Genomic DNA, 21,083 nt, shown 5'->3' on the forward strand with positions numbered 1-21,083 from the left:
GGCGACTCGAGGCGGGTGCCGGGGGTAGGAAATGCAGCCATGTATTACGGTGCGTCACCAGCCACGATGAACGCCAGAGCCTCCGCCGCGGCAGATGTGTGCACCGGTGTGAGGAGGTTAGTCGTCGGCCTGAATCCGGCGGGTCACCCTATTTCGGTCAGGCGGAACATTCGCGACAAGGGCCTGCTCGATCAGCCCGTTGCGGTAACCCGACGTGAGGAAGCGCCGGCGCGAGCTCGGCCGCGGTCCAAAGACAGGCATGCTGGTTCCTTGTTCGAGAGCGACGGGTGAGCGCCCAGCGTGGACGATGGGCGCCAGCCGGCGGGTTCGCCACTTGCGGGCACTTCCTAGCATGCTGCCGTGATCACAGCCCAGACGGCGTTCGCCGATACCACCGCTTGGCGGGTGCGGTGGACGAACGAGCCCACCCGGCACAGGGAACTCGGCGTACCGGCGGGTGCGTCGGTCCACAACCGGCACCAGGCCCGGATCTGGGTGGTGACGACCGCGACGCTCGACGGCCGGCCGGTGGCGATCTCCGGCAGTGCGGACCGGACGGTGCGCATCTGGGACCTGCTCAGCGGGGAGCAGGTCGGTGATCCGCTGACCGGTCACGCCGACGTGGTGGGGGCTTTGGATGTCACGACCGTCGAAGGACGACCGGTGGCGGTCAGCGGCGGCTGGGACGAGACGGTGCGCATCTGGGACCTGCTCAGCGGCGAGCAGATCGGTGATCCGCTGACCGGCCACCTGAACGGCGTGACAACGGTGGCCACCACGATGATCGACGGTCGGCCGGTGGCCGTCACCACCGGATTCGACCGGACGGTCCGGGTCTGGGACCTCGTCGAGCGACGCCAGGTCGCCGAGATGACCGGCCACGCCGACGGCCTCTCCAGTCTGGCGGTCGCGGTGGTCGACGACCGGCCTGTCGCGGTCACCGGCAGCACGGACCGCACCGTGCGGATCTGGGACCTGGCCACCGGGCAACAGATCGGTGACCCGTTGACCGGGAACACCGGCATCGTGTTTCCGGTGACGATCACCGCCGTCGACGGACGGCCGGTCGCGATCACCGGCAGCAGCGACGAAACGGTGCGGACGTGGGACCTCATCGATCGGCGCCAGATCGGCGAACCGATGACCGGCCACGAAGGCGTCCTGAGCACAATGGCCACCACGACCGTCGACGGGCGGCCGGTGTTGATCGCCGGTGGTCAGGACGACCTGCTGCGGATGTGGGACCTGGCCACACGGGAGCTGCTCGGTGCCCCGTTGGCCGGCCACACCGGCTGGGTCCTTTCGGTGGCCACCACGACCATCGACGGCCGGCCGGTGGCGATCAGCGGCAGCACGGATTGCACGCTGCGGATGTGGGACCTCGCCCAATACGTCGAGACACCCGCGCCCGCCGCTCGACGCCCGGTGCGCGCGGTCACCACCGCGCTCGTCGGCGGCCGGCACGTGGTGGTCACCGGCAACGGCGACGACGGCATCCAACTCTGGGACACCGCCAGCGGCGCGCCCGCCCGCGCGATCGACACCGGCGACGACCCGGTTGACGTACTCGCGACCGCCGAGCTCGACGGCCGCGCCGTGGCCGTGACGGCCGGCGCCGACCACACGATCCGGACCTGGGACCTGGCGCTGGGCACACCGGTCGGCGCACCGCTGACCGGCCACACCAGCCCAGTCTCGGGGATCGCCGTCGCCGCAACGGACGGAGCACCGGTCGTGGTCACCGCGAGCCACGACAAGTCCGTGCGGGTCTGGAACCTCACCGACGGCACGCAGATCGGCCCGCCGCGCGCCAGGGATCGGCGATGGGTCCGGGCCGCCGCCACCACCACGGTCGACGGCCGGCCGACCGCCGTCATCGGCAACCGGAACGGCACGCTCAGCCTGCGTCCCCTCACCACCAACCGGGATATCGCCCGAGTCGCGAGCGGGGCCGGCGGCAAGCCGATCCTCCACGTCGCCGCTGCGACCGCCGGCGGCCGGTCCTTCGCGATCACCAGCAGCGAGCAGGATGAGACCGTCAGGCGCTGGGATCTCGCAGACCAGGACGTCACCGGCAGCCTCGCCGTCGGCTACGTCACCGCGGTCGCCGCGACCACCATCGACGACCGAGCCGTCGCGGTCACGGCCGTCCTGGCAGAGGTACAGGTCTGGGACCTCGCCACCCGTGAGCAGATCGGCCCGACCATGAACTTCCCGGAGACCGTCACCGCCGTCACCATCGACCCCCAGGGGCTGATCATCGCCTGCTTCGCCGGCAACACAGCCGTGCTGACGCCGCTGCCCGGCTGACGCGCGTCACAATCGGTCCAACCGCTCAAATCGAAAGGCTTCCGCACAGCCACCAGGTGGTATCCGCACGCCACCGCCGGCACCGTTGTCCCGTGCTAGCAGGATCCTACTCACTGGCACCCCACTGACAAGCCAGCATTTACGGAGCGTGACGAGTTGCCGACGAGTCAGAGCGCGGAACTTGCGGCAAATCCGGATGCCATGATCTTCCGTTGAAGTTTATGGCTCATGTCGGGCTTTTCGCCGCGCGTCGCGGTGAGGCACGCTGTCGCGATGCGGGCGCGGCCGATGGCGTGAGGTCGGCATGGTCAGTCCAGCAGCAGCGCGGCCAGGTGCGGCAGCCGATGCCGCACCTGTCGTTCGTCGTCGAAGTCCCACGTCGGCTCCAACGGCGGGTAACCGCCACCGACCGGCTCGGGCAAGTCCATCGTCCCAGTGAGGACCTGATAGGCGTCCCAAACCACGCCGTACATCGACTCACACTCGAAGTCGAACGGGTCCTCGGTCTCGGCTGCGCCGCGAACGGAGGGCAGATCCGCGAGAACGTCGGGATTGCCCAGCGCCTGATCGAACACCGCACGGCCCTGGGCGATCAGCCAGCCGCGGAAGTACTCGAAGCCGTCATCGGAACAGCCGCCATTCAGCAGATACGCGGCGCCCCAGAGATCCCACCGATACGAGACCGCACGGAGGTCCCATAGCGGCTGCGCCAACGCCGCCACCTCGGCCGCCGGCGGTCCGACCAGGAGCGACAGCGTTCGCTGCGCCACCTCCTCAGCGTCGAACCGGTCCTCCGCTGCAGCCAGGGCCTGCTCCACAACGCTCCAAAACCTGTCCACGCTCATAGCGCACGATCCTCCCAGGTGGCCCTCGAGCGGTTACCGCCGCCGCAGCGGACACCGGAGCACCGGCCCGTCCATCAGCGCTCGACCGGCGGCATGTTGGTGTGCGCTGCCCGCTTCATCACCGATGGGAGGGCTCAGGTTGGGGGACGTAGCGGCCACCCTGATGCGTCGTGGCCACGTAGCCCTCGGGTGGGTCCGGAAGCGCGCGGACGCAGTTTTCGGAACAGGCGTTGACCAGCAGCGGCAACACGTCGGTTGCGACCCGAAGGGAGATCCATACCTGTCGGAACCGTACCGGTTCGATCGGCCCGTCGCAGACGCTACAACTCCGGATCGTCTCGGCGCCCCAGATCTGCGGATCAAGATCGTCGCGATCGGGAACCTTGGCCAGTGCGCCCTCTGGTTGGAGCTGCGGAAAGTCGTATCGGTACTTGTAGTTGCCGTAGAGGGCCCGCGTGCTGACGGTGCTCCTGCCCAGATTCGCACACCTCGTCAGCTCCAAAGGGAACCAGTGCAACGCGTACGAGGTGTACGGCTCGAACACCTCCAGGCTCGCCATCGCACCGATCTCCGGAGGAACCCGAACGAGTGGACTGCCGTACAGCACGAGATGACGGACCCGCGTGAGCTTCGCGATGGTGGGCGGCAGCGTGACAAGGTCGGCCCGCTCGAGCGGGGTGAGGTCGACCAGCGGCCGGAACACCTCACGACCGTCCTCCACCGCCTCGTCGATCAACTCCAACAGCCGGCGCCAACCGGGCGAAGCAGTGTCCTGGCGTTCTCCATGAAATCGAACCCGTGTGTTTGGCTGCCGGAAACACGCCTCGTCGACGCGCCGGCTTCGGCCGGAGGCATCGACCGCGAACCGGTTACCGAAGACCCGCGACGCGCCGGGCATCGAGTCAGTCACGACCCGAGCCTACGCGGAGATCGCCGCCTCCCCGACGCCCACGGCCAGGCGCGCGGCCGGCCGGCACGAGGCAGCGCGAGCGCGGATTGCGTTCGAACACCAACGGAGTCCGCCCTGCCGACTCGTTCACTACACCCAATTCGGCAGCTCCGCACCTGCCGGCTCGGCCAGCATCCCGCCGCGTAGCGCGCATGCATCGCGGCATGAGCGCGCACGGTTCGCGGCCGCCGCACTGTCTTATGACCGGCTGACTCAGGATTGCTCGGGAACCACGTAGGGAGCCGGTGGTCGATCGTATTCACCTAAGCGGGTTGCCTGAAGTTATGTCCGTAACTCGCCCAAGTTGATCGATGAGGGCATGGAAAGGCCTCGTCGAGTTTGGATTTGGTTACCACACACAAGTCCGACCACGACGAGGCCTCGACCAGTATGCGCCCGGCGCACATCTACGCCAACCTGTCCGACGAGCAGCACACCGACCTCGTCACCGCCCTGCACCAGCAATGGCGGGTCGCCGCACGGGCGGTGATGGTCCTGCTGTCCGCCGGTGGCATGTCCGCCGCGGAGATCGCCGACGTGCTGCACTTCCACCCCCGCACCGTGCGCAGGTGGATCGCCCGGCACGACCTGCACGGCCTCGACGGACTCCCGGACCGACCCCGCAGCGGCCGGCCCCGGCTCGGCAGCCCCGGACTGGGCAACCGCATCCGACGACTGCTCTGCACGCCGAAAGCCTGGACCACCGCCCGGATCTGGCGAGCCCTCGGCCGACCGAACCTGAGCCTGCGCACCATCTACCGCCGGACCCGCGAACACGCCCGCTGGTCCCGACCCCGCCTCATCGCCAAAAGCGTCCCTGAGCACGACCAGATCTGCGCCGCCATCCGCGACCAGATCGCCGCCCTACCCACCGGATCAGTCGTGCTCGCCGAGGACGAAACCCACCTCGACCTCCTCGCCCGTGTCCGCGCCTGCTGGATGCCCGAAGGCGTCCGGCACCAGGTGATGACCCCGGGCAAAAACGTCCGCCGCACCATCCACGGTGCGGTCAACCTGATCACCGGCACCTGGCATCATCACATCTCGATCAAAAACGTCTCGGTCGTGTTCTGCTACTTCCTGGACCTGCTCCTGACCGCATATCCCGACGCCCCGATCGTCGCGGTGATCTGCGACAACGGCACAACCCACCACAGCGGGATCACCCAACGGTGGCTGGCCGAGCATCCCCGCCTGCTGCTCATCGAAGGCGCCCGCTACAGCCCCCAGGACAACCCGGTCGAACGAATCTGGGCCGTCCTGAAACAGCACATCGCCAACACCGCCCCAGCCACCATCACCGACCGAGTACGACAAGCCCACGCCTTCTTCCGCAACCGCACCAGCGACCAAAACCTCACCACCGCCGCGCCCTGGACCTCACCCTGGCTCCCCGAGCGTTACGGACAGAACTATTGATCAGGCGCTTAGGGCGTACCGCAGCCGGTGATTGAGATCGTTGATGGCTTGCCGGAGGTCTCGTTCGGTTCCACCGGGCGGCAACAATCGTGCGCGCTCGAGGCGCTCCCGAAGGTTACCGGCCAACTGCGGGCTGGCGTGGCCGGCCATGAGCTCGCCCTCAATGACGGCGAGAACTCCGATCAACGCCGACAGATCCTGAGCCTCGCAACTTCGCGGAGCTGGACACGCTGCCGAACCTGCACTCATACCCCGCACCCTAGCGAAGGGCGTGGCCAGTAGGAGCGAATCGCAAGCGCCTACGCGCCCTGACAGCGCCTGGTCAGGACGTCGGGCGCTGAGCCGGCCACTCGTGCCAGCAGCGATCACAATCCGGCATAGTGCAGTGCATCCAGCCGCCGCAGATCTCATCCGGCCCCCACAGCACGTGCTCGCTGATCGGATGCGGGCACTGGTCACACACCACCGGCGGCGAGAACCGCTCAGGTCCGCGATCGATCACCGCCACATTGTCACCCGCGAAGGCCATCAGCAGAGGTCGACCACCTCGACCAGTGCCGGACGCCCGAGGCGGCATGAGCGGATGCCTCCGAACGTTGGCGATCATGGTGGGATGATGTCGAGGCCGATCAGATCGCAGTCCGAGCGCATGCCCGGCTACCAGCGGGCGCTCGAGGCAAGAAGCCCCACAACGTCCTCGGCCCGGCTCCGCGAGCTCGCCACCGACGACGTCCGGCCTGTCCGAGTCCTGGTCGCCCGCAACTTCAACACCCCGCGCGAGACCCTCGAACAGCTCGCCACGACGAGGACGAATACGTCCGATGGAGCGCCGTCCACAGCCTGAACTTCGCCGAGATGGCCATGCGGTGGCGCGTCAACGGCGGACAGATCGCTCCACCAGGCCAGGAACTCAGCGGCTTCCTCCATGACGTCGTACACCACCTCGATGTGCCAAGGCCCCTCCGCGACGAGGTCCTCGCGGCCGGCCGGTGCCCAGACAGATGCCTCCGCCGACGTTACGACGACTTGGAGTGATCCAGTTTCAGCCCATCGTGCGCGACCGCATCGCGGCATGACAGGATGGTGCTGAGCTCAGGCCAGTCCGGTCGACTGCCTTCACGGGGCACAGCGGAGATGTCGTGGAACGTCGATACGCCGAATACCAGCCTGTGACGCCGTGGCGCCGGTTCCGGCGTCATGTCAAGCTGTTCCGCAGTGTGCAACTGAACGTGGTCGGCTGGTCGGCGGTCGCGGTGCTGTGTCTGGCTGGCGCGGGAGTCGGTTACAGCGGCGCTCGGCTCGTTGGTCTGCCGGTCGGGCCCTGCCTGGCCGGAGGTGCCGCGGCGGTACTGGCCGGTCTGCTCATTCTGGATCGTCGGCGATGGGCCCGGCATCGTGACCACGGCGCGTCCGAACGCTGACCGCTACGCCGCTGAACCATCGCTCCGCAGCGCAGGCGACCGCGCTGCACCCAGCGCCGGAAAGCGGGGTTGCCCTGGCGTCAGGCAACCAAGATGTTGCTGTGTTCTATGTACCCGCCGGCTGAGGCTGACGTCGGTGGTCATCACCGTCAACCCGTCCACGTGGTGTAGGTGAGGTACCCCCGCTTCGGCTCGTTCTCCATGCGCGCCAGGACGCCAACCGCGCCGTGCTCACAACCCTGGGCACGCCGGACTGACCCGTCCGGGCCCCGGCGGCGGCGGGGCAGCGTGCACGCGCCGGTACCCTCGCCAGGTGACCTCCAGCGACGATCCGGCCGACGGGCACGCCCGATTCCACCAGCTCAGCACCGCCGTGCGGGAGAGCGGGCCCGATGACGACCCGGCGCTGTTCGCAGCTCTGCTCGCCGAGCCTGACCGGCTCATGGCGGAGTCGGTGCTGATGTCTCTTGTGGACACCCGGGCCGACGGGCTGGCCTCGGCGGCGTCGTTCGCCGCGTGGGCGGAGCCGCTGGTGGACGCGGTGGGCGCCGACGGGTTCATCGCGCGGCGCGTGCAGGAGTGGGTCCTGTTCAAGGCGCTGCAGTCCGGCGAACCGGTGGATCGCGAGGCGGTGGCGGCCGCGTCGAACTGGCTCCAGCGCAAAGTGGTCGAGGAGGCCGACTCAGCCGCGGTACTGGCGGTGCTGGGCGAGGCCGGCCGCACGAAGCGGGTCCGCAACCTCGCGAAGACCCGCGCCGGGCGCCTGCGATCCCCAGGCCGGTGACCTGCAGACTCCGCCGCACCCCGGCCCGGAGTACCGGCCCCTGAATCGCACCGGCGCCAGACTCGCCCGAAGCGCGGTCCGGTCCCTGGGCCGGGCGTCGTTGGCCACGCCCTGTTCACAGTGCTGGCTGCGCCGCCGCGGCGGGACGCTTGATCGACCGCGCACCAGCCACTCTCCGCGAGAGCACTCCTTGTGCAGATGTACCACAAGCTGCGCACTGACGGCGGCATGTCAGTGCGTATGCTTCCCACCGTGAATTGGAGGGCATTTCTCAGGGGTCACGAGTTCGACCTGTACGAGCTGTGCGCGCTGTTCTCGTCCGGCGATACTCAGGTGATCAAGGACGGGGAAGAGTACTACCTGTCCTCGGTGGAGATCGACAATCGTCCGGAGAGTGAGGAGTTCTACCGCGCTGCCGAGCGGGTGCTGGCGATCGTGAACGGTATCGGCCAGGCCAACAATGGCAGCTATCGGCCGGTGGCCCTGGTTGGGCGATTCCAAGAAGGCGACAGCAAGCAGCATCAGGTCGTCTTCCCCGAGGGGATAGAGGCACGCGTCCGCTTGGGTGCCGTTGCGGTGGTCACCGATCCGGAAGGCAATGAGGTGCCGCCTCCCCCGCCGCTCGGTCCAGAGCGAGTGGGTAAGGCGATGCGGCACCCAGATGCTGCTGAGGCGCTCCAGATCATGGGCAGGCCCGAGCGGACGACCTGGATTGACCTCTACAAGGTCTACGAGATCATCCGCGAGGCGAAGGGCGGGGAGGCCGACCTCATTCGATCTGGCCTCGCGACGAAGCCCGACATCAGCGCGTTCACCGGGTCTGCGAACTTGCCGAGCGTTAGTGGCGAGAGTGCCCGGCACGCGCGCTTGGCCGGCACACCGAAGCGGACTATGCAGATCGCGGAGGCTCGCGACTTTATCGGTCGGCTACTTACGACATGGATCGATTCTCTTCAGTAAGGGTGCGTCGAGTGTCCAGGTTTTGAACCGACATTACACGCCTGACCTAGACAGTTGGGCAGGCACCGGAAGCACGCTCATCTCGGCATGAGCGCGCACCTGATCAGGCTGGTCGAGCGTCTCGATGGGTCGTGGATCGCGGCGCCGCTCCGCTCGTGATCGTGTCGCGATCGAGGCGGCTTGGACCATGTCTCATTTGGGGTGTTTAACCAGTTTGCGGTAGCAGATGAGGGCGCAGGCGATCGTGGCGAACGCGGCGAAGTGCTCGGCGTAGCGGTCGTAGCGGCGGACCAGGCGCCGGTAGTGCATCAGCCAGGACATGGTGCGCTCGATGACCCAGCGGTGTCGGCCGAGGCGTTGTGAGGACTCGATCTTCTTGCGGGCGGTGCGCACGGTGATGCCGCGCCGGCGGACCGCAGCCCGCAGTGCTTTGTGGTCGTAGGCTTTGTCGGCGTGCAGCTTGTCGGGCCGGCGGCGAGGGCGCCCGACCCGGCCGGAGACGGCGGGCATGCTGTCCAGCAGCAGCAGCGGCAGCAGCACCGCCGCGGGCGGGAGCAACGGGCCTGCGATCTCCCACAGAGCAACAGGACACCAACGCTCCACATCGGACACGCCGGAGATTGAACATCACGCTCAAGCCGGTGTCAGCCCCAAATGAGACGCGGTCTCAAGGTTGTGTCGGCGCCAGATGGGCGCGGCGCACGACGGCGGCTCCTCGACCCAGCCCCGGTTCGAGAACCACTCCGCGTCCCACCGCTCGAGCGGCCCCGACAGCACCGCGCGGGCCTGGACGGGGTCGGCGGGCACGGTCACGAAGATCTGGTAGTCCTCGCCCTGGCGCACCTCGATGACCCTCCGGCCGTCGCGGGGCCGGGACCGGGGACGGGCCGCGAAGAGCCCGCGCGGCAGCGTCAGGTCGTTGAGGATCAGCCGCTCGTCCGCCAGCGACGGCTCCTCGGCGGCCCGGCGCACCTCGGCGTCGTAGGCGTCGGCGGCGAAGGTGAACTGCGGTCCCGGAAGGTCCAGCGCACCAGGTCGCCGTCGCGCACGATCGTGGCGTCGTCGTGCCAGTCCTCGAAACCGCAGGACGGGCAGGACGCGATCGGCACCGTCGAGGGCGTCGGCCCCGCGAGGAAGCGGTTCACCGGCAGCAGCGCCTCGAACACGTCGATGCCGCCGTCGCCCGGCGCCACGAACTCGCCGTCGATGTGCGCCATCACGCGGTAGCGCTCGATCGGCAGGGTCAGCACCGACATCACGGGAGCAAGACTATTTTGCCGCGGGTGTGGCGGCGGTCCAGCTCCTCGAAGGCCTTCGCCACGTCGTCGAGCGCGTACGTGCCGGCGATCGGGATCTCCAGCGTGCCGTCGGCGACGAGGCCGGCCATGTAGGTCAGCACGTCCACAGTGGACGAAACCTCGCTGCCCTCCGCCCGCACGCCCAGGCGCGCCGCGGCCTCGAAGGCGATGATGGTGTTGACGCGGTCCTTCGGGATGCCGAGCTCGAGCGCCAGGTCGACGTACTGCGGCCCGAACAGGTCGATGAAGGCGTCGATCCCCTCGGGCGCCGCCGCGCGCAGCCGGTCCGCGAGGCCGTCGCCGTAGGGGATCGGGGTGGCGCCGCGGGCCGCGAGCCAGTCCGCGTTGGACGGTGACGCGATGGCCAGGACCCGCGCGCCGAGGTGGCGCAGCAGCTGGACGGTCACCGTGCCGACGCCGCCGGCCGCGGCCGACACGGCGATCGTCTCGCCCTCCCGGGCGCCGACGGCGCGCACGGCCGCGTAGGCGGTGCAGGCCACCACGTACAGGGAGCCGGCCACCTCCCACGACAGCGCGGCCGGCTTGGGGATGAGCTGGGTGACCGGCACGGCGGTGTGGGTGGCGTGGCTGGAGCGGGTCCAGGAGAAGCCCAGCACCTCGTCGCCGGTCGCGAAGCCGGTCACCCCCGGCCCGACCGCGGTGACCACGCCCGCCAGGTCGCTTCCCTCGCCGCAGGGGAGGCGGGTGGGGTACCTGAATTCCAGCGCCCCGCTGCGAATCCCGCTCTCACCCGGGTTGATGCCGGCCGCGCGCACGGCGACGACCACCTCGCCCGCACCGGGTGACGGCATCGGGATCCCGGTCACGTGGAGCACCTCGGGCCCGCCGAAGGTGTCGAATCGGACGGCTCGTGCCTCAGGCATGCTTCCTCCAGGTGCGCAGGGTGGACAGCGAGCGGGCGAAGCTGCGCAGGGCGCTACCCGTCAGCGCGCCGCCGAACCACTCGGCCAGCTCCGCGTCGAAGATCTCCTCGGCGGCCGTGAGCGAGGCCGATCCGGCTTCCGTGAGCTCCACAATGGAGGATCGGCGGTCGGCCGGGTTCGGCCGCCGGGCCAGCAGCTCGCGCGCCACCAGGCGGTCGACCGCCTGGCTCGCGCCGCCGATGGTGATCGACAGCGCGTCGGCGATGTCGTTCACGCGGCAGTCCGGCGTCCGGGCCACCACCTGCAGCACGTTGAGGCTCCCGAGGGGGACGGCCCCGGCCTGCCGCAGGCGCGCGTCGACGCCGTTCCAGAGATCGGTCTCGAACCGCACCAGGTCGTCGAAGACCTGCCGAAGATCCACGCTCACGGGAAGTACATTAGCAGTAATTAGATTAGAGCTTAAGGACTGTGTTTCGAAACATGTTGCCAGGTAACGGAGTTGACCATGGTGTTATCGATCTGTGACCTCTGATCACCGGTCCGGGGAGGTATGTTCGCGGCCATAACAAACCCCCGCACCCTGCGCGCACACCCCCTCCTCCCGATTCGAAAGGAGGCGTCAGGGATGGGTAAGACTCTCCGGATCCTGGCCGCCACCGCCCTGGCTGCCCTGCTCGCCACCACGTCGGCGTGCAGCAAGACCCGCTCCGACGACAACGCCGGGGGCGGCGGCGACAGTGGCCCGGCGCTGGTCGGCATCGCCATGCCGACCCGCAGCCTGGAGCGCTGGAACAACGACGGCGCCCACCTCGAGGACCTGCTCAAGAAGGCCGGCTACAAGACCTCGCTGCAGTACGCCGACAACAAGGTCGACCAGCAGATCACCCAGCTCCAGAACATGATCAACGACAAGGCGAAGATCCTGGTCATCGCCTCGATCGACGGCACGGCGCTGGCCCCGGTGCTGCAGCAGGCGGCGGACAAGAAGGTCAAGGTCATCGCGTACGACCGCCTGATCAACGCCAGCCCCAACGTCGACTACTACGCGACCTTCGACAACTACAAGGTCGGGCAGCTGCAGGGCCAGTTCATCGTCTCCAAGCTCGGCCTCGACGCGGGCAAGGGCCCGTTCAACCTCGAGCCGTTCGCCGGTTCCTCGGACGACAACAACGCCAAGTTCTTCTTCGCCGGCGCCTGGGACGTGCTCAAGCAGTACGTGGACAGCGGCAAGCTGGTCATCCCGTCGGGCAAGAAGCTGGCCAGCAACGACGACTGGAAGACGGTCTCGATCAACGGCTGGAAGACCGAGGGCGCGCAGGCCGAGATGGACAACCGCCTGAACTCGTTCTACACCGGCGGCAAGAAGGTCGACGTCGTACTGTCCCCGAACGACTCACTCGCGCTGGGCATCGCGCAGTCGCTGGACTCGCACGGCTACAAGCCCGGCGGGGACTGGCCGGTGCTCACCGGTCAGGACGCCGACCTCGCCAACACCAAGAACATCCTGGCCGGCAAGCAGTCGATGACGGTCTGGAAGGACACCCGCACCCTCGGCGACCAGGTCGCGAAGATGGTCGACGCGATCTCCAAGGGCACCGCGGTCGAGACGAACGACACCAAGACGTACAACAACGGCGTGAAGGTCGTTCCCTCCTACCTCCTCCCGCCGGTCGTGGTCACGAAGGACGACGTGAAGTCGAAGCTCGTCGACTCCGGCTTCTTCAAAGCCTCGGACCTGGGGTTGTAACCGATCAGCCGTACCGGGCCGGGTCCGCAGCCGCGGGCCCGGCCCACTGTCGCGGGAGGCCCCATGCCCTCACTGCTCAAGATGCACGGCATCAGCAAATCGTTCCCCGGCGTGCAGGCCCTGCGGGACGTCACCATCAGCGTCGCCGAGGGCGAGGTCCACGCGATCTGCGGTGAGAACGGTGCCGGAAAGTCCACCCTGATGAAGATTTTGAGCGGTGTGTACGCGCACGGCTCCTACGACGGCGACATCGTCTTCGACGGCGAGCCGTGCCACTTCAAGTCCGTGCGCGACTCGGAGCACCGCGGGATCGTCATCATCCACCAGGAGCTCGCGCTCAGCCCGTTCCTGTCCATCGCCGAGAACATCTTCCTCGGCAACGAGCAGGCCCGCCGCGGCATCGTCAACTGGCCGCAGACCAACCGCCGCGCAGCCGAGCTGCTGGACCGGGTCGGGCTGCGCGAGCAGCCGGACACGAAGATCCTCGACATCGGCGTCGGCAAGCAGCAGCTGGTCGAGATCGCCAAGGCGCTGTCGAAGCGGGTGCGGCTGCTCATCCTCGACGAGCCGACGGCGGCGCTCAACGACGCCGACTCCGAGCACCTGCTCGGCCTGATCCGCCAGCTCAAGGGCCAGGGGATCACGTCGATCATCATCTCCCACAAGCTCAACGAGATCGCCGCGATCGCCGACACCACGACCGTGATCCGCGACGGCCGCACGGTGGCCACGTTCGACATGCGCGGATCCGTGTCCGAGAGCCAGATCATCCGCGCGATGGTCGGGCGCGACCTCGCGCACCGGTTCCCCGAGCACACCCCGCGCATCGGCGAGGAGGTGCTGCGCATCGAGGACTGGACCGTGCACCACCCGATCGACCGCGGCCGGGTCGTGGTGGACAACGCGGCGCTGAACGTGCGCGGCGGGGAGATCGTGGGCATCGCGGGCCTGATGGGCGCCGGCCGGACCGAACTGGCGATGAGCGTGTTCGGCCACAGCTACGGCACCGGCATCTCCGGCCGGATCTACCTGCACGGCCGGGAGGTCCGGGTGCGCAGCGTCGACGAGGCCATCGGGCACGGGATCGCCTACGCGACGGAGGACCGCAAGCGCTACGGCCTCAACCTCATCGAGGACATCAAGCGCAACATCACCGCGGCCAAGCTCGCGGCCGTCGCGCGCCTCGGCATCGTCAACAACGCCGAGGAGGTCCACCGGGCCGAGCGGCTGCGCCGGGAGATGCGGGTCAAGGCCGACTCCGTCGCCGTGCTCACCGGCAAGCTCTCCGGCGGCAACCAGCAGAAGGTCGTGCTGAGCAAGTGGCTCTTCACCGAGCCGGAGGTGCTCATCCTCGACGAGCCGACCCGCGGGATCGACGTCGGGGCGAAGTACGAGATCTACGAAATCATCAACGCGCTGGCCGATGCCGGCAAGGCGGTCGTGGTCATCTCATCCGAGCTGCCGGAGCTGCTCGGGATCTGCGACCGGATCTACGCGATGAGCCAGGGCCGGATCACCGGCGAGATGGACCGCGCCGAGGCGACCCAGGAGGGCCTGATGCGATACATGACGATGGACCGGAGCGGGGTCTCGCGGTGAGCACTGTCGAGACCGTCGCGCCGGAGACCGAGCCGACCGAGGTGTCGTCGCTGCGGGGCTATCTGGGGCAGAACCTGTGGCAGTACGGCATGCTGACGGTTCTGATCGCCATTGTCATCACGTTCCAGGTGCTGACCGACGGGCGCCTGCTCTACCCCGACAACGTGGCCGCACTGGTGCAGCAGAACGCCTACGTGCTGATCCTGGCGATCGGCATGGTGATGGTCATCGTCGCCCAGCACATCGACCTGTCGGTCGGGTCCATCGTGGCGTTCATCGGCGGCGTCTGCGCCCTGATGATCACCCACTGGGGCTGGCCGTGGCCCCTGGCGGTGGCCGCGTCCATCGTCATCGGCGTCGTCGTCGGATGCTGGCAGGGCTTCTGGATCGCGTACGTCGGCATCCCCGCCTTCATCGTGACGCTGGGCGGCATGCTGCTCTTCCGGGGCCTGGCCGTGCTCGCGGTCAGTCAGACGGTGCCGGTGCAGGACAAGGGCTTCGGCGCCATCGCGGCCAAGTCGCTGCCCAACGCTCTGGGCTTCGTGGGCAACCTCGACGGCATGACGCTGCTCGTGGGTCTCGTGGCGATCGGCGGCCTGGCCTTCTTCCAGCTGCGCACCCGCCGCGAGCTGATCCGCTACGACCTGCGCCTCGAGCCGCAGGCCGCGTTCATCGGCAAGCTCGTGGTGTTCACGGCCCTCATCGGCTACATCACCTACCTGCTCGCCGAGAGCACCGACGGCACCCCCAACGTGCTCGTCATCGTCGGCGCGCTCGTCATTCTGTACACGTACATCATGGGCAACACGGTATTCGGCCGGCACATCTACGCGATGGGCGGAAATCTCGCCGCGGCGAAACTTTCGGGCGTGAAGACGAAGCGTGTAACTTTCCTCATCTTCGTCAACATGGGCATTCTGGCCGGTGTCGCCGCGGTCGTCACCACCTCGCGCGCCGGGGCCGGTGTCGCGGGCGCCGGCACGAACTACGAACTGGACGCCATCGCGGCCGCGTTCATCGGCGGCACGGCCGTGACCGGCGGCATCGGCAAGGTCACCGGGGCCGTGATCGGCGCGCTCATCATGGGCGTGCTGAACATGGGCCTGTCGATCCTCGGCGTCGACGCGGCCTGGCAGCAGGCCATCAAGGGCCTCGTGCTGATCGCCGCGGTCGCCTTCGACATCATCAGCAAGCGGGTGTCGCGCCAATGATGTTTCGATAACGGAGGCTTGTTGACTCGCCTTTCGTGTGGCAATAGCGTCGATGTCTCAAGGCGAATCCGGAATTGTTTCGAAACAATCGGGAGCCACCCTCATGACATTACGCAGAATGGCCACGGCCGGCCTTTTGGCGGCCGTGGTCGCGGCCACGCTGGGCGCGGTCGCCGCGTCGGCCGGCGGTCCCCGCCCGCCGGCGACGCAGGACCAGAGCCTGCGCGGGCTCGCCGCCCGCAACGGCCTGGCGTTCGGCACCGCCGTGGACGCGGCCGCCTACGCCGACGCGGCCGACCCGCAGTACCGGTCCATGGTGGACAGCCAGTTCTCCACCGTCACCGCCGAGAACGCGATGAAGTGGGAGAGCCTGGAGCCCACCCGCGGCACCTACGACTGGGCCGCGGCCGACGCGTTCGTCGCCGCCGCCGAGCGCAACCACCAGCAGGTGCGCGGCCACGTCCTGGCCTGGTACAGCCAGCTCCCCGGCTGGCTCAGCACCGGCATCCAGGACGGCACGATCGACGGCCCGCAGCTGCGCGCCCTGCTCAAGCGGCACATCACCGACGTGGTGGGCCACTTCCGCGGCAGGATCTGGCAGTGGGACGTGGTCAACGAGGCCGTCTCCGACCCGTGGGAGACCCCGGCGGCGATCCACCTCGGCGGCAACACCGGCTCGCTGAAGCAGAAGTTCGCCGACCTGCTCGGCCCGGACTACCTCGCCGACGCCTTCCGCTGGGCCCGCGCCGCCGACCCGAAGGCGCTGCTGTTCTACAACGACTACAACATCGAGGCGTTCGGCGACGGCGGCCCCGGCGACAAGACCCGGTTCGTCTACGACATGGTCCGCGGGCTGCGCGCCCGGGGCGTGCCGATCGACGGCGTCGGGAGCCAGGGCCACCTCAGCACCCAGTACGGCAACTACGACGTCTTCGCCGTGGCCGACGCGCTGCAGAAGTTCACCGACCTGGGCCTGGCCGTCGCCTTCACCGAGGCCGACGCGCGCAGCCTGACGAAGAACGCGTCCGACCCGGCGCTGGACGCGGCGGGCGCCGACCTCAACGCCCGCGACCAGGCCTCGGCGTACAACTACCACGTCCTGCTCCAGGCGTGCCTCATGAACCGCCACTGCCTGTCGTTCACGGTGTGGGGCTTCACCGACAGGCACTCGTGGATCCCGGGCTGGTTCAAGAGCCCGCCGGAGGGCTCCGGCTGCCTGTGGGACGCGAACTACCAGCCGAAGAAGTCGCTGCGCACGGTCCAGGGCGACCTGGCCGCGGCGGGTCCGCCGCTCGTGCAGCCGCGGGTGCCGCAGAAGCCGCGGCGTTAGAGCCTCCTGGGGGTCAGGAGACGGGGCGGGCGCCCGATCGGTGCCCGCCCCGGCGTCTGTGAGGCGGGTCAGAGCTCGCCGCGGACCATGCCGATCAGGCGGTCGAGCACCGGCCCGGAGCTGACCCGCAGGGCGTCGTGCTCGTGCTCGTTGGTGACCCAGACGCGGGCGCCGCGGATCGCGCCGGCGGTGGCCATCGACAGCTCGCGGTCGACGTACATGTCGTCGTAGTACACCGCAGCCGCGACCGGGATCTCGTTGCGGGCCAAGGCCTGCGGGTCGTAGAGGCGGGGCCAGGCGTCGCGGGCCGCGAGGAGCTCGGCCGCCTCGCGCAGGGGAGCCAGGGCCGGGTCGTTCGCGAACTCCCACGGATACGTCATCTCGCCGGTGAAGTAGACCGGGGCGTCCGTGGCCAGGGCGTCGAACTCGGGGTAGTCCGGGCGCAGGCGATGGGCGGCCCAGGCGGTGGCGCCGGGGCCCTGGCCGTAGATGGGCTCGTGCAGCAGCGGGAAGACCGGCCGCGTCGCGTAGCTCAGGCGGTGGTGGACCTCGGCGAGGAAGGCGTCGCAGAGCACGCCCGGAGCCTCGAAGGCGTCCTCGGTCAGGTAGTGCAGCTCGTGGGAGCCGGTGCTGGAGCCCAGCGCGACGCCCAGCGTCTGGAAGGCCTCCACGGTCAGCGGGGCGCCGTCGGGGAGCCGGACGTCGTGGGCGCGCAGGTGCTCGGCGATGGCGCGGACGGCGTCGACGTCGCCGGGGTAGCGCGCGTAGTGGGCCGCGTTCCTCGCCGCGACGCGCGGGTAGGTGTGCCGGTAGACGTCCTCGGCCCGCGCGTGCAGGCCGGGCAGCCCGCCGGTGACGATGACCTCGCGCAGTCCTTCGGGGGCGAACGACAGGTAGGTGACGGCGCAGAAGCCGCCGAAGCTCTGGCCGAGCACCGTCCACCGGGCGTCGCCGAGCAGGTGGCGGCGGAAGCACTCGGCGTCGCGGACGATGCTGTCGGCGCGGAAGTGCGACAGGTACGCGGCCTGCGCCCGCGGCCCGCCGCGCCGCGTGACGCTGTGGCGGCTGACGCGGGCCGAGCGGCCGGTGCCGCGCTGGTCGAGCAGCAGCACCCGGTAGTCGTCGAGGGCCCGGCCCACCCAGGACTCGCGGCCGAGCGGGCGCGGCGAGGCGCTGCCGGGGCCGCCCTGCAGGAACACCAGCCACGGCCTGTCCTCGCCGCCGGGGGCGACGACCTCGCGGGCGTAGACGGCGATGGTCTCGCCCGCGGGGTCGTCGTGGTCGAGCGGCACCTCCAGGACGTGGTCGGTGCGGATGATGTTCATGCACCCGTTCTACCTGATCGGCACGTCCACATATGATCCGCCCGCGATGGTGACGGTGCCGCCGAGGGCATTGTCGTCGTAGTAGAGCGGATCCGTGGTGTCGACGACGAGGGTGAGCGAGTGCCCGGCCGGCATGTCGTACGCGGTCGCGGACAGCGCCACATCGACGGAGCTGCCGCCGCTCCAGGACACCGGGGCGTGCGTGATGAGCTTGGCGTTGCCGAGGCTGTCGAGGTCGTACAGGTACGCGATCAGCGTCCCCTTCGGCGCGCCGGTCAGGTTCAGGTGGACCCGCGGGATGCCGCGGATGCGCAGCGCCGACCCGGGCCGCTCCGACGCCCACACGCCCGCGCGCAGGCGGTCCACGGCGGGCAGCCAGATCTGCGGCTGCTGGCCGGTGAACGCGCCGACGCCGTTGGTCAGCAGCACCACGCCGCCGTTGGCGACGGTGTCGAGGTCGCCCGGCAGCGTCTTGCTCCAGCCGGTGCTCGGGGCGCCGCCGAGCAGGCCGGTGCCGTCGAGCCAGCGGACCGCGCCGAGCCCGTAGCGCTTGACCGAGGTGTTCAGCGCCGACCACGACGCATACTGCTCGGCTCCCGCGTTCAGCGGTTGCAGCTGTACCGCCGGTTCGGCGCCGATGCCCGTGTCCACGCCCGCGAGGTACTGGTCGAACCAGCGGTACAGACTCGTCCAGGCGCCGTTGGGCAGCCCCAGGATGCCGGTGAACTCGGCGATCGCGTGGTCCCCGGGGCGCAGCTCGAGCCGCTTCGGGGTCTGCAGCCGGCCGAAGAAGTCCACGAGCTGGTCGGGCGGGAAGAAGGAGTCGCCCCACGCGTTCGCGATCATCACGGCCGGCTTGTTCGCGTTGATGGCGTCGAGGTACGTGGCCGCCGAGCGCACCCGGGCCCAGGCCTTCACCGCCTCGACGTTGCGGTTGGCGTTGAAGTCGGCGAGCTTGCCGCTCAGGTCGGTGCCGGGGTGACCGAGCAGGCTCGCGGCGAGGCTGAGCAGCCCGGCGGACTGCTGGTGGCGGGTGTTGTCGCCGTAGAGGCTGTAGACGAGGTCGGTCCAGCCGCTCATCATGACGACCGCGCGGATGCGCTTGTCGAACGCGGATCCGAGCAGGCTGATCCCGGCGCCGTAGCTGACGCCGGCCGCGCCGATGCGGGCCGGGTCGGCCGCGGTGTTCGCGATCGTCCAGTCGACGATCTTCGACAGGTCGGCGAGGTCCTGCGGCCCGGCGGTGTCGATCTCGCCGCCGGAGGCCCACCAGCCGCGCGGGGTGTAGGAGACGACGACGTACCCGCGCCCGGCCAGCGCGCCGGCCTGCGCGAGGTACTCGAGGTCGTTGAGCCCCCAGCTGGACGGGAACACGATCGCGGGGTGCTTCGCGGTGTCGGCGGGGGCGACGACGTTGGCCTTGAGGGTGACGCCCCCGGCTCCGGCGATGTCGACGAACTTCGTGGTGGGCGCGGCCGCGGCGGCCGGCGGCGCCTGGAGGGTGACCGCGGCGAGGACGGCGGCGGCGACGAGGGCGATGGTCTGGCGGGAACGGGTCATGCGCACGCTCCTGGCGGGGTAGCGCTTCGTGGTGGCGGGAGCCTAGGAGCCCGTTCCGAGAATTAGAAGTTCGTGACATTATCATTACCGGTCGGTAACATGCTTTGGTGCTCTACGGGGTTCCGACGCCGCAGCGGCGCGACGCGCAGCGCAACCGCTCGGCGATCGTGCGCGCGGCCAGCGAGCTGATGCTGAGCCGGGCCGCGGTGCTGATGCCCGAGGTCGCGCGCCGCGCCGGCGTCGGGCAGGCGACGTTGTACCGCCACTTCCGCGACCGGCCCACCCTCGTCGACGCGGTGGTGGTCGACCAGCTCGCCCGCTTGGAGGCCGACGACTCGCGCGCCTTCCGGGAGCTGCTCGCCTCGGCCCTGCGCCTGTACGCGGTCGTGCGCCCGCTCAGCGCCGCGCCCGACGGCCTCGACCGGCGGCTCGCGGCGGCGCTGGCGCCCGCGCTGCGCCGCGCGCAGGAGCAGGGCCGGGTGCGGCCCGACCTCGTGCCGGACGACCTGGCCCTGCTCTTCGCGATGCTGCCGGGGGCTTGCGGGGATGGTGAGCGTGCGATCGCGCTCCTACTCGACGGTGTGTGCCGTTAGCGTCTGCCGCTGGCGCCCCAGGCCCTCGATCTCCAGCTCCACCACGTCGCCCGCGCGCAGATACGGCTGACCGGGCAGGCCCATCGCGACTCCCGCGGGCGTGCCGGTGTTGATGACGTCGCCCGGGTGCAGGACCATGAACTGGCTGACGTACCACACGAGGTGCGCGACGTCGAAGATCATGTCGGCCGCGACCTCGTCCTGCCGCGCCTCCCCGTTGACCCAGGAGCGCAGCCGCAGCGCCGGCACGTCGAGGTCGTCCGCGGTCACCAGCCAGGGGCCGAGCGGGTTGAACGTTTCGCAGTTCTTGCCCTTGTCCCACTGGCCGAGGCGCTCGAGCTGGAACTCGCGCTCGGAGACATCGTTGCTCACGGCGTAGCCGGCGATGTGCGCTCCGGCGTCGGCGGGGCTGTCGAGGTACCGTGCCGCCGTGCCGATGACGACCGCGAGCTCGACCTCGTAGTCGGTCTTGACGCTGGCCTTCGGGATGCGCACGTCATCGTCCGGCCCGACCACGGTGTCGGCCGCCTTCAGGAACACGATCGGCTCGGAGGGCGGCTCGGCCCCCGACTCGGCGGCGTGCCGCGCGTAGTTCTGCCCGATGCACACGACCTTGCCGATGGCCGCCACCGGCGGCCCGATCCGGGTCCCGGCGGGGACGTCGAGGCGGGGGAGGGTACCGAGCGCGGCGCGGGCCCGGTCGAGGCCGCCGCCGGCCAGGAAGGCGCCGTCGATGTCGCCGGTGACGGCCGACAGGTCCAGAAATGTCCCGTCCTCGGCGACCACCACGGGCCGCTCCTCACCGGCATTGCCGATCCGCGCAAGTCTCATACCGGCCAAGCTATGCC

The 21,083-nt window shown here is 69.4% G+C and carries 20 protein-coding genes and 1 pseudogene; 11 read left to right on the top strand and 10 right to left on the bottom strand.

Annotation, left to right across the window (positions count from 1 at the left end; genetic code table 11):
* Positions 1-360 precede the first annotated feature (360 nt).
* Complete coding sequence (locus ABT369_RS25395; RefSeq protein WP_350615478.1) at positions 361-2,310, top strand: WD40 repeat domain-containing protein; 1,950 nt, start codon at positions 361-363, stop codon at positions 2,308-2,310.
* A gap of 308 nt (positions 2,311-2,618) precedes the next feature.
* Here ABT369_RS25395 and ABT369_RS25400 read toward each other — a convergent pair whose 3' ends face one another.
* Together ABT369_RS25400 and ABT369_RS25405 are read right to left on the bottom strand one after the other, a co-directional pair.
* Entirely contained in the window at positions 2,619-3,155 is a 537-nt protein-coding gene (locus ABT369_RS25400) for a DUF4240 domain-containing protein (RefSeq protein WP_350615479.1), read from the bottom strand.
* Between the two features lie 118 nt (positions 3,156-3,273).
* Positions 3,274-4,065: a leucine-rich repeat domain-containing protein gene (locus tag ABT369_RS25405; RefSeq protein WP_350615480.1), complete on the bottom strand. Its 792-nt coding sequence runs from the start codon at positions 4,063-4,065 to the stop codon at positions 3,274-3,276.
* Positions 4,066-4,494: 429 nt separating this feature from the next.
* Between ABT369_RS25405 and ABT369_RS25410 the strand changes: the two genes are divergently transcribed.
* The 5 genes from ABT369_RS25410 to ABT369_RS25430 all read left to right on the top strand — a co-directional run bounded on the left by ABT369_RS25410 (position 4,495) and on the right by ABT369_RS25430 (position 8,688).
* Positions 4,495-5,523 (top strand): IS630 family transposase, encoded by a 1,029-nt coding sequence (locus tag ABT369_RS25410; protein ID WP_350615774.1) that lies wholly within the window; start codon positions 4,495-4,497, stop codon positions 5,521-5,523.
* 616 nt (positions 5,524-6,139) lie between these two features.
* Positions 6,140-6,367 (top strand): hypothetical protein, encoded by a 228-nt coding sequence (locus tag ABT369_RS25415; RefSeq protein ID WP_350615482.1) that lies wholly within the window; start codon positions 6,140-6,142, stop codon positions 6,365-6,367.
* Positions 6,368-6,662: 295 nt separating this feature from the next.
* Positions 6,663-6,944: a hypothetical protein gene (locus ABT369_RS25420; protein ID WP_350615484.1), complete on the top strand. Its 282-nt coding sequence runs from the start codon at positions 6,663-6,665 to the stop codon at positions 6,942-6,944.
* Between the two features lie 313 nt (positions 6,945-7,257).
* Positions 7,258-7,728: a hypothetical protein gene (locus ABT369_RS25425; protein WP_350615485.1), complete on the top strand. Its 471-nt coding sequence runs from the start codon at positions 7,258-7,260 to the stop codon at positions 7,726-7,728.
* A gap of 198 nt (positions 7,729-7,926) precedes the next feature.
* Positions 7,927-8,688 (top strand): hypothetical protein, encoded by a 762-nt coding sequence (locus ABT369_RS25430; protein WP_350615487.1) that lies wholly within the window; start codon positions 7,927-7,929, stop codon positions 8,686-8,688.
* Between the two features lie 192 nt (positions 8,689-8,880).
* On the opposite strand, the pseudogene ABT369_RS25435 reads toward ABT369_RS25430, so the two are convergent.
* The 5 genes and pseudogenes from ABT369_RS25435 to ABT369_RS25455 form a co-directional block, all read right to left on the bottom strand.
* Positions 8,881-9,207: pseudogene (locus ABT369_RS25435) on the bottom strand (transposase); the annotation flags it as partial.
* 114 nt (positions 9,208-9,321) lie between these two features.
* Complete coding sequence (locus ABT369_RS25440) at positions 9,322-9,660, bottom strand: hypothetical protein (RefSeq protein WP_350615488.1); 339 nt, start codon at positions 9,658-9,660, stop codon at positions 9,322-9,324.
* Positions 9,615-9,947 (bottom strand): hypothetical protein, encoded by a 333-nt coding sequence (locus ABT369_RS25445; RefSeq protein ID WP_350615490.1) that lies wholly within the window; start codon positions 9,945-9,947, stop codon positions 9,615-9,617. Before ABT369_RS25445 ends, ABT369_RS25440 begins: the two co-directional genes overlap by 46 nt.
* On the bottom strand, positions 9,944-10,870 hold the full coding sequence (locus ABT369_RS25450) for an NADP-dependent oxidoreductase (RefSeq protein ID WP_350615492.1): 927 nt from the start codon (positions 10,868-10,870) through the stop codon (positions 9,944-9,946). The genes ABT369_RS25445 and ABT369_RS25450 overlap by 4 nt, the downstream gene beginning before the upstream one ends.
* Entirely contained in the window at positions 10,863-11,297 is a 435-nt protein-coding gene (locus ABT369_RS25455) for a MarR family winged helix-turn-helix transcriptional regulator (protein ID WP_350615493.1), read from the bottom strand. Before ABT369_RS25455 ends, ABT369_RS25450 begins: the two co-directional genes overlap by 8 nt.
* Positions 11,298-11,495: 198 nt before the next feature.
* Between ABT369_RS25455 and chvE the strand changes: the two genes are divergently transcribed.
* From chvE to ABT369_RS25475, 4 genes are all read left to right on the top strand, one after another.
* Positions 11,496-12,617: a multiple monosaccharide ABC transporter substrate-binding protein gene (gene chvE / locus ABT369_RS25460; protein WP_350615494.1), complete on the top strand. Its 1,122-nt coding sequence runs from the start codon at positions 11,496-11,498 to the stop codon at positions 12,615-12,617.
* A 63-nt stretch (positions 12,618-12,680) separates the two neighbouring features.
* A complete protein-coding gene (gene mmsA / locus ABT369_RS25465; RefSeq protein WP_350615495.1) occupies positions 12,681-14,216 on the top strand; it encodes a multiple monosaccharide ABC transporter ATP-binding protein in 1,536 nt (511 codons plus the stop codon).
* On the top strand, positions 14,213-15,427 hold the full coding sequence (gene mmsB / locus ABT369_RS25470; RefSeq protein ID WP_350615497.1) for a multiple monosaccharide ABC transporter permease: 1,215 nt from the start codon (positions 14,213-14,215) through the stop codon (positions 15,425-15,427). The genes mmsA and mmsB overlap by 4 nt, the downstream gene beginning before the upstream one ends.
* Positions 15,428-15,545: 118 nt before the next feature.
* On the top strand, positions 15,546-16,757 hold the full coding sequence (locus ABT369_RS25475; protein WP_350615499.1) for an endo-1,4-beta-xylanase: 1,212 nt from the start codon (positions 15,546-15,548) through the stop codon (positions 16,755-16,757).
* A gap of 68 nt (positions 16,758-16,825) precedes the next feature.
* Here the strand turns inward: ABT369_RS25475 and ABT369_RS25480 are convergent, their stop codons facing one another.
* Positions 16,826-18,082, bottom strand: coding sequence for an alpha/beta fold hydrolase (locus ABT369_RS25480; RefSeq protein WP_350615500.1), 1,257 nt, complete (start codon positions 18,080-18,082; stop codon positions 16,826-16,828).
* Positions 18,083-18,091: 9 nt separating this feature from the next.
* Entirely contained in the window at positions 18,092-19,642 is a 1,551-nt protein-coding gene (locus ABT369_RS25485; protein WP_350615502.1) for a CocE/NonD family hydrolase, read from the bottom strand.
* 107 nt (positions 19,643-19,749) lie between these two features.
* Here ABT369_RS25485 and ABT369_RS25490 point away from each other — a divergent pair, with 107 nt between their 5' ends.
* Positions 19,750-20,235: a TetR/AcrR family transcriptional regulator gene (locus tag ABT369_RS25490; RefSeq protein WP_350615504.1), complete on the top strand. Its 486-nt coding sequence runs from the start codon at positions 19,750-19,752 to the stop codon at positions 20,233-20,235.
* Here ABT369_RS25490 and ABT369_RS25495 read toward each other — a convergent pair.
* A complete protein-coding gene (locus tag ABT369_RS25495; protein WP_350615505.1) occupies positions 20,212-21,066 on the bottom strand; it encodes a fumarylacetoacetate hydrolase family protein in 855 nt (284 codons plus the stop codon). The genes ABT369_RS25490 and ABT369_RS25495 overlap by 24 nt on opposite strands.
* Between the last annotated feature and the right edge of the window lie 17 nt (positions 21,067-21,083).

Origin of the sequence: Dactylosporangium sp. NPDC000244, assembly GCF_040300725.1 — a bacterium.
GTDB lineage: Bacteria > Actinomycetota > Actinomycetes > Mycobacteriales > Micromonosporaceae > Dactylosporangium.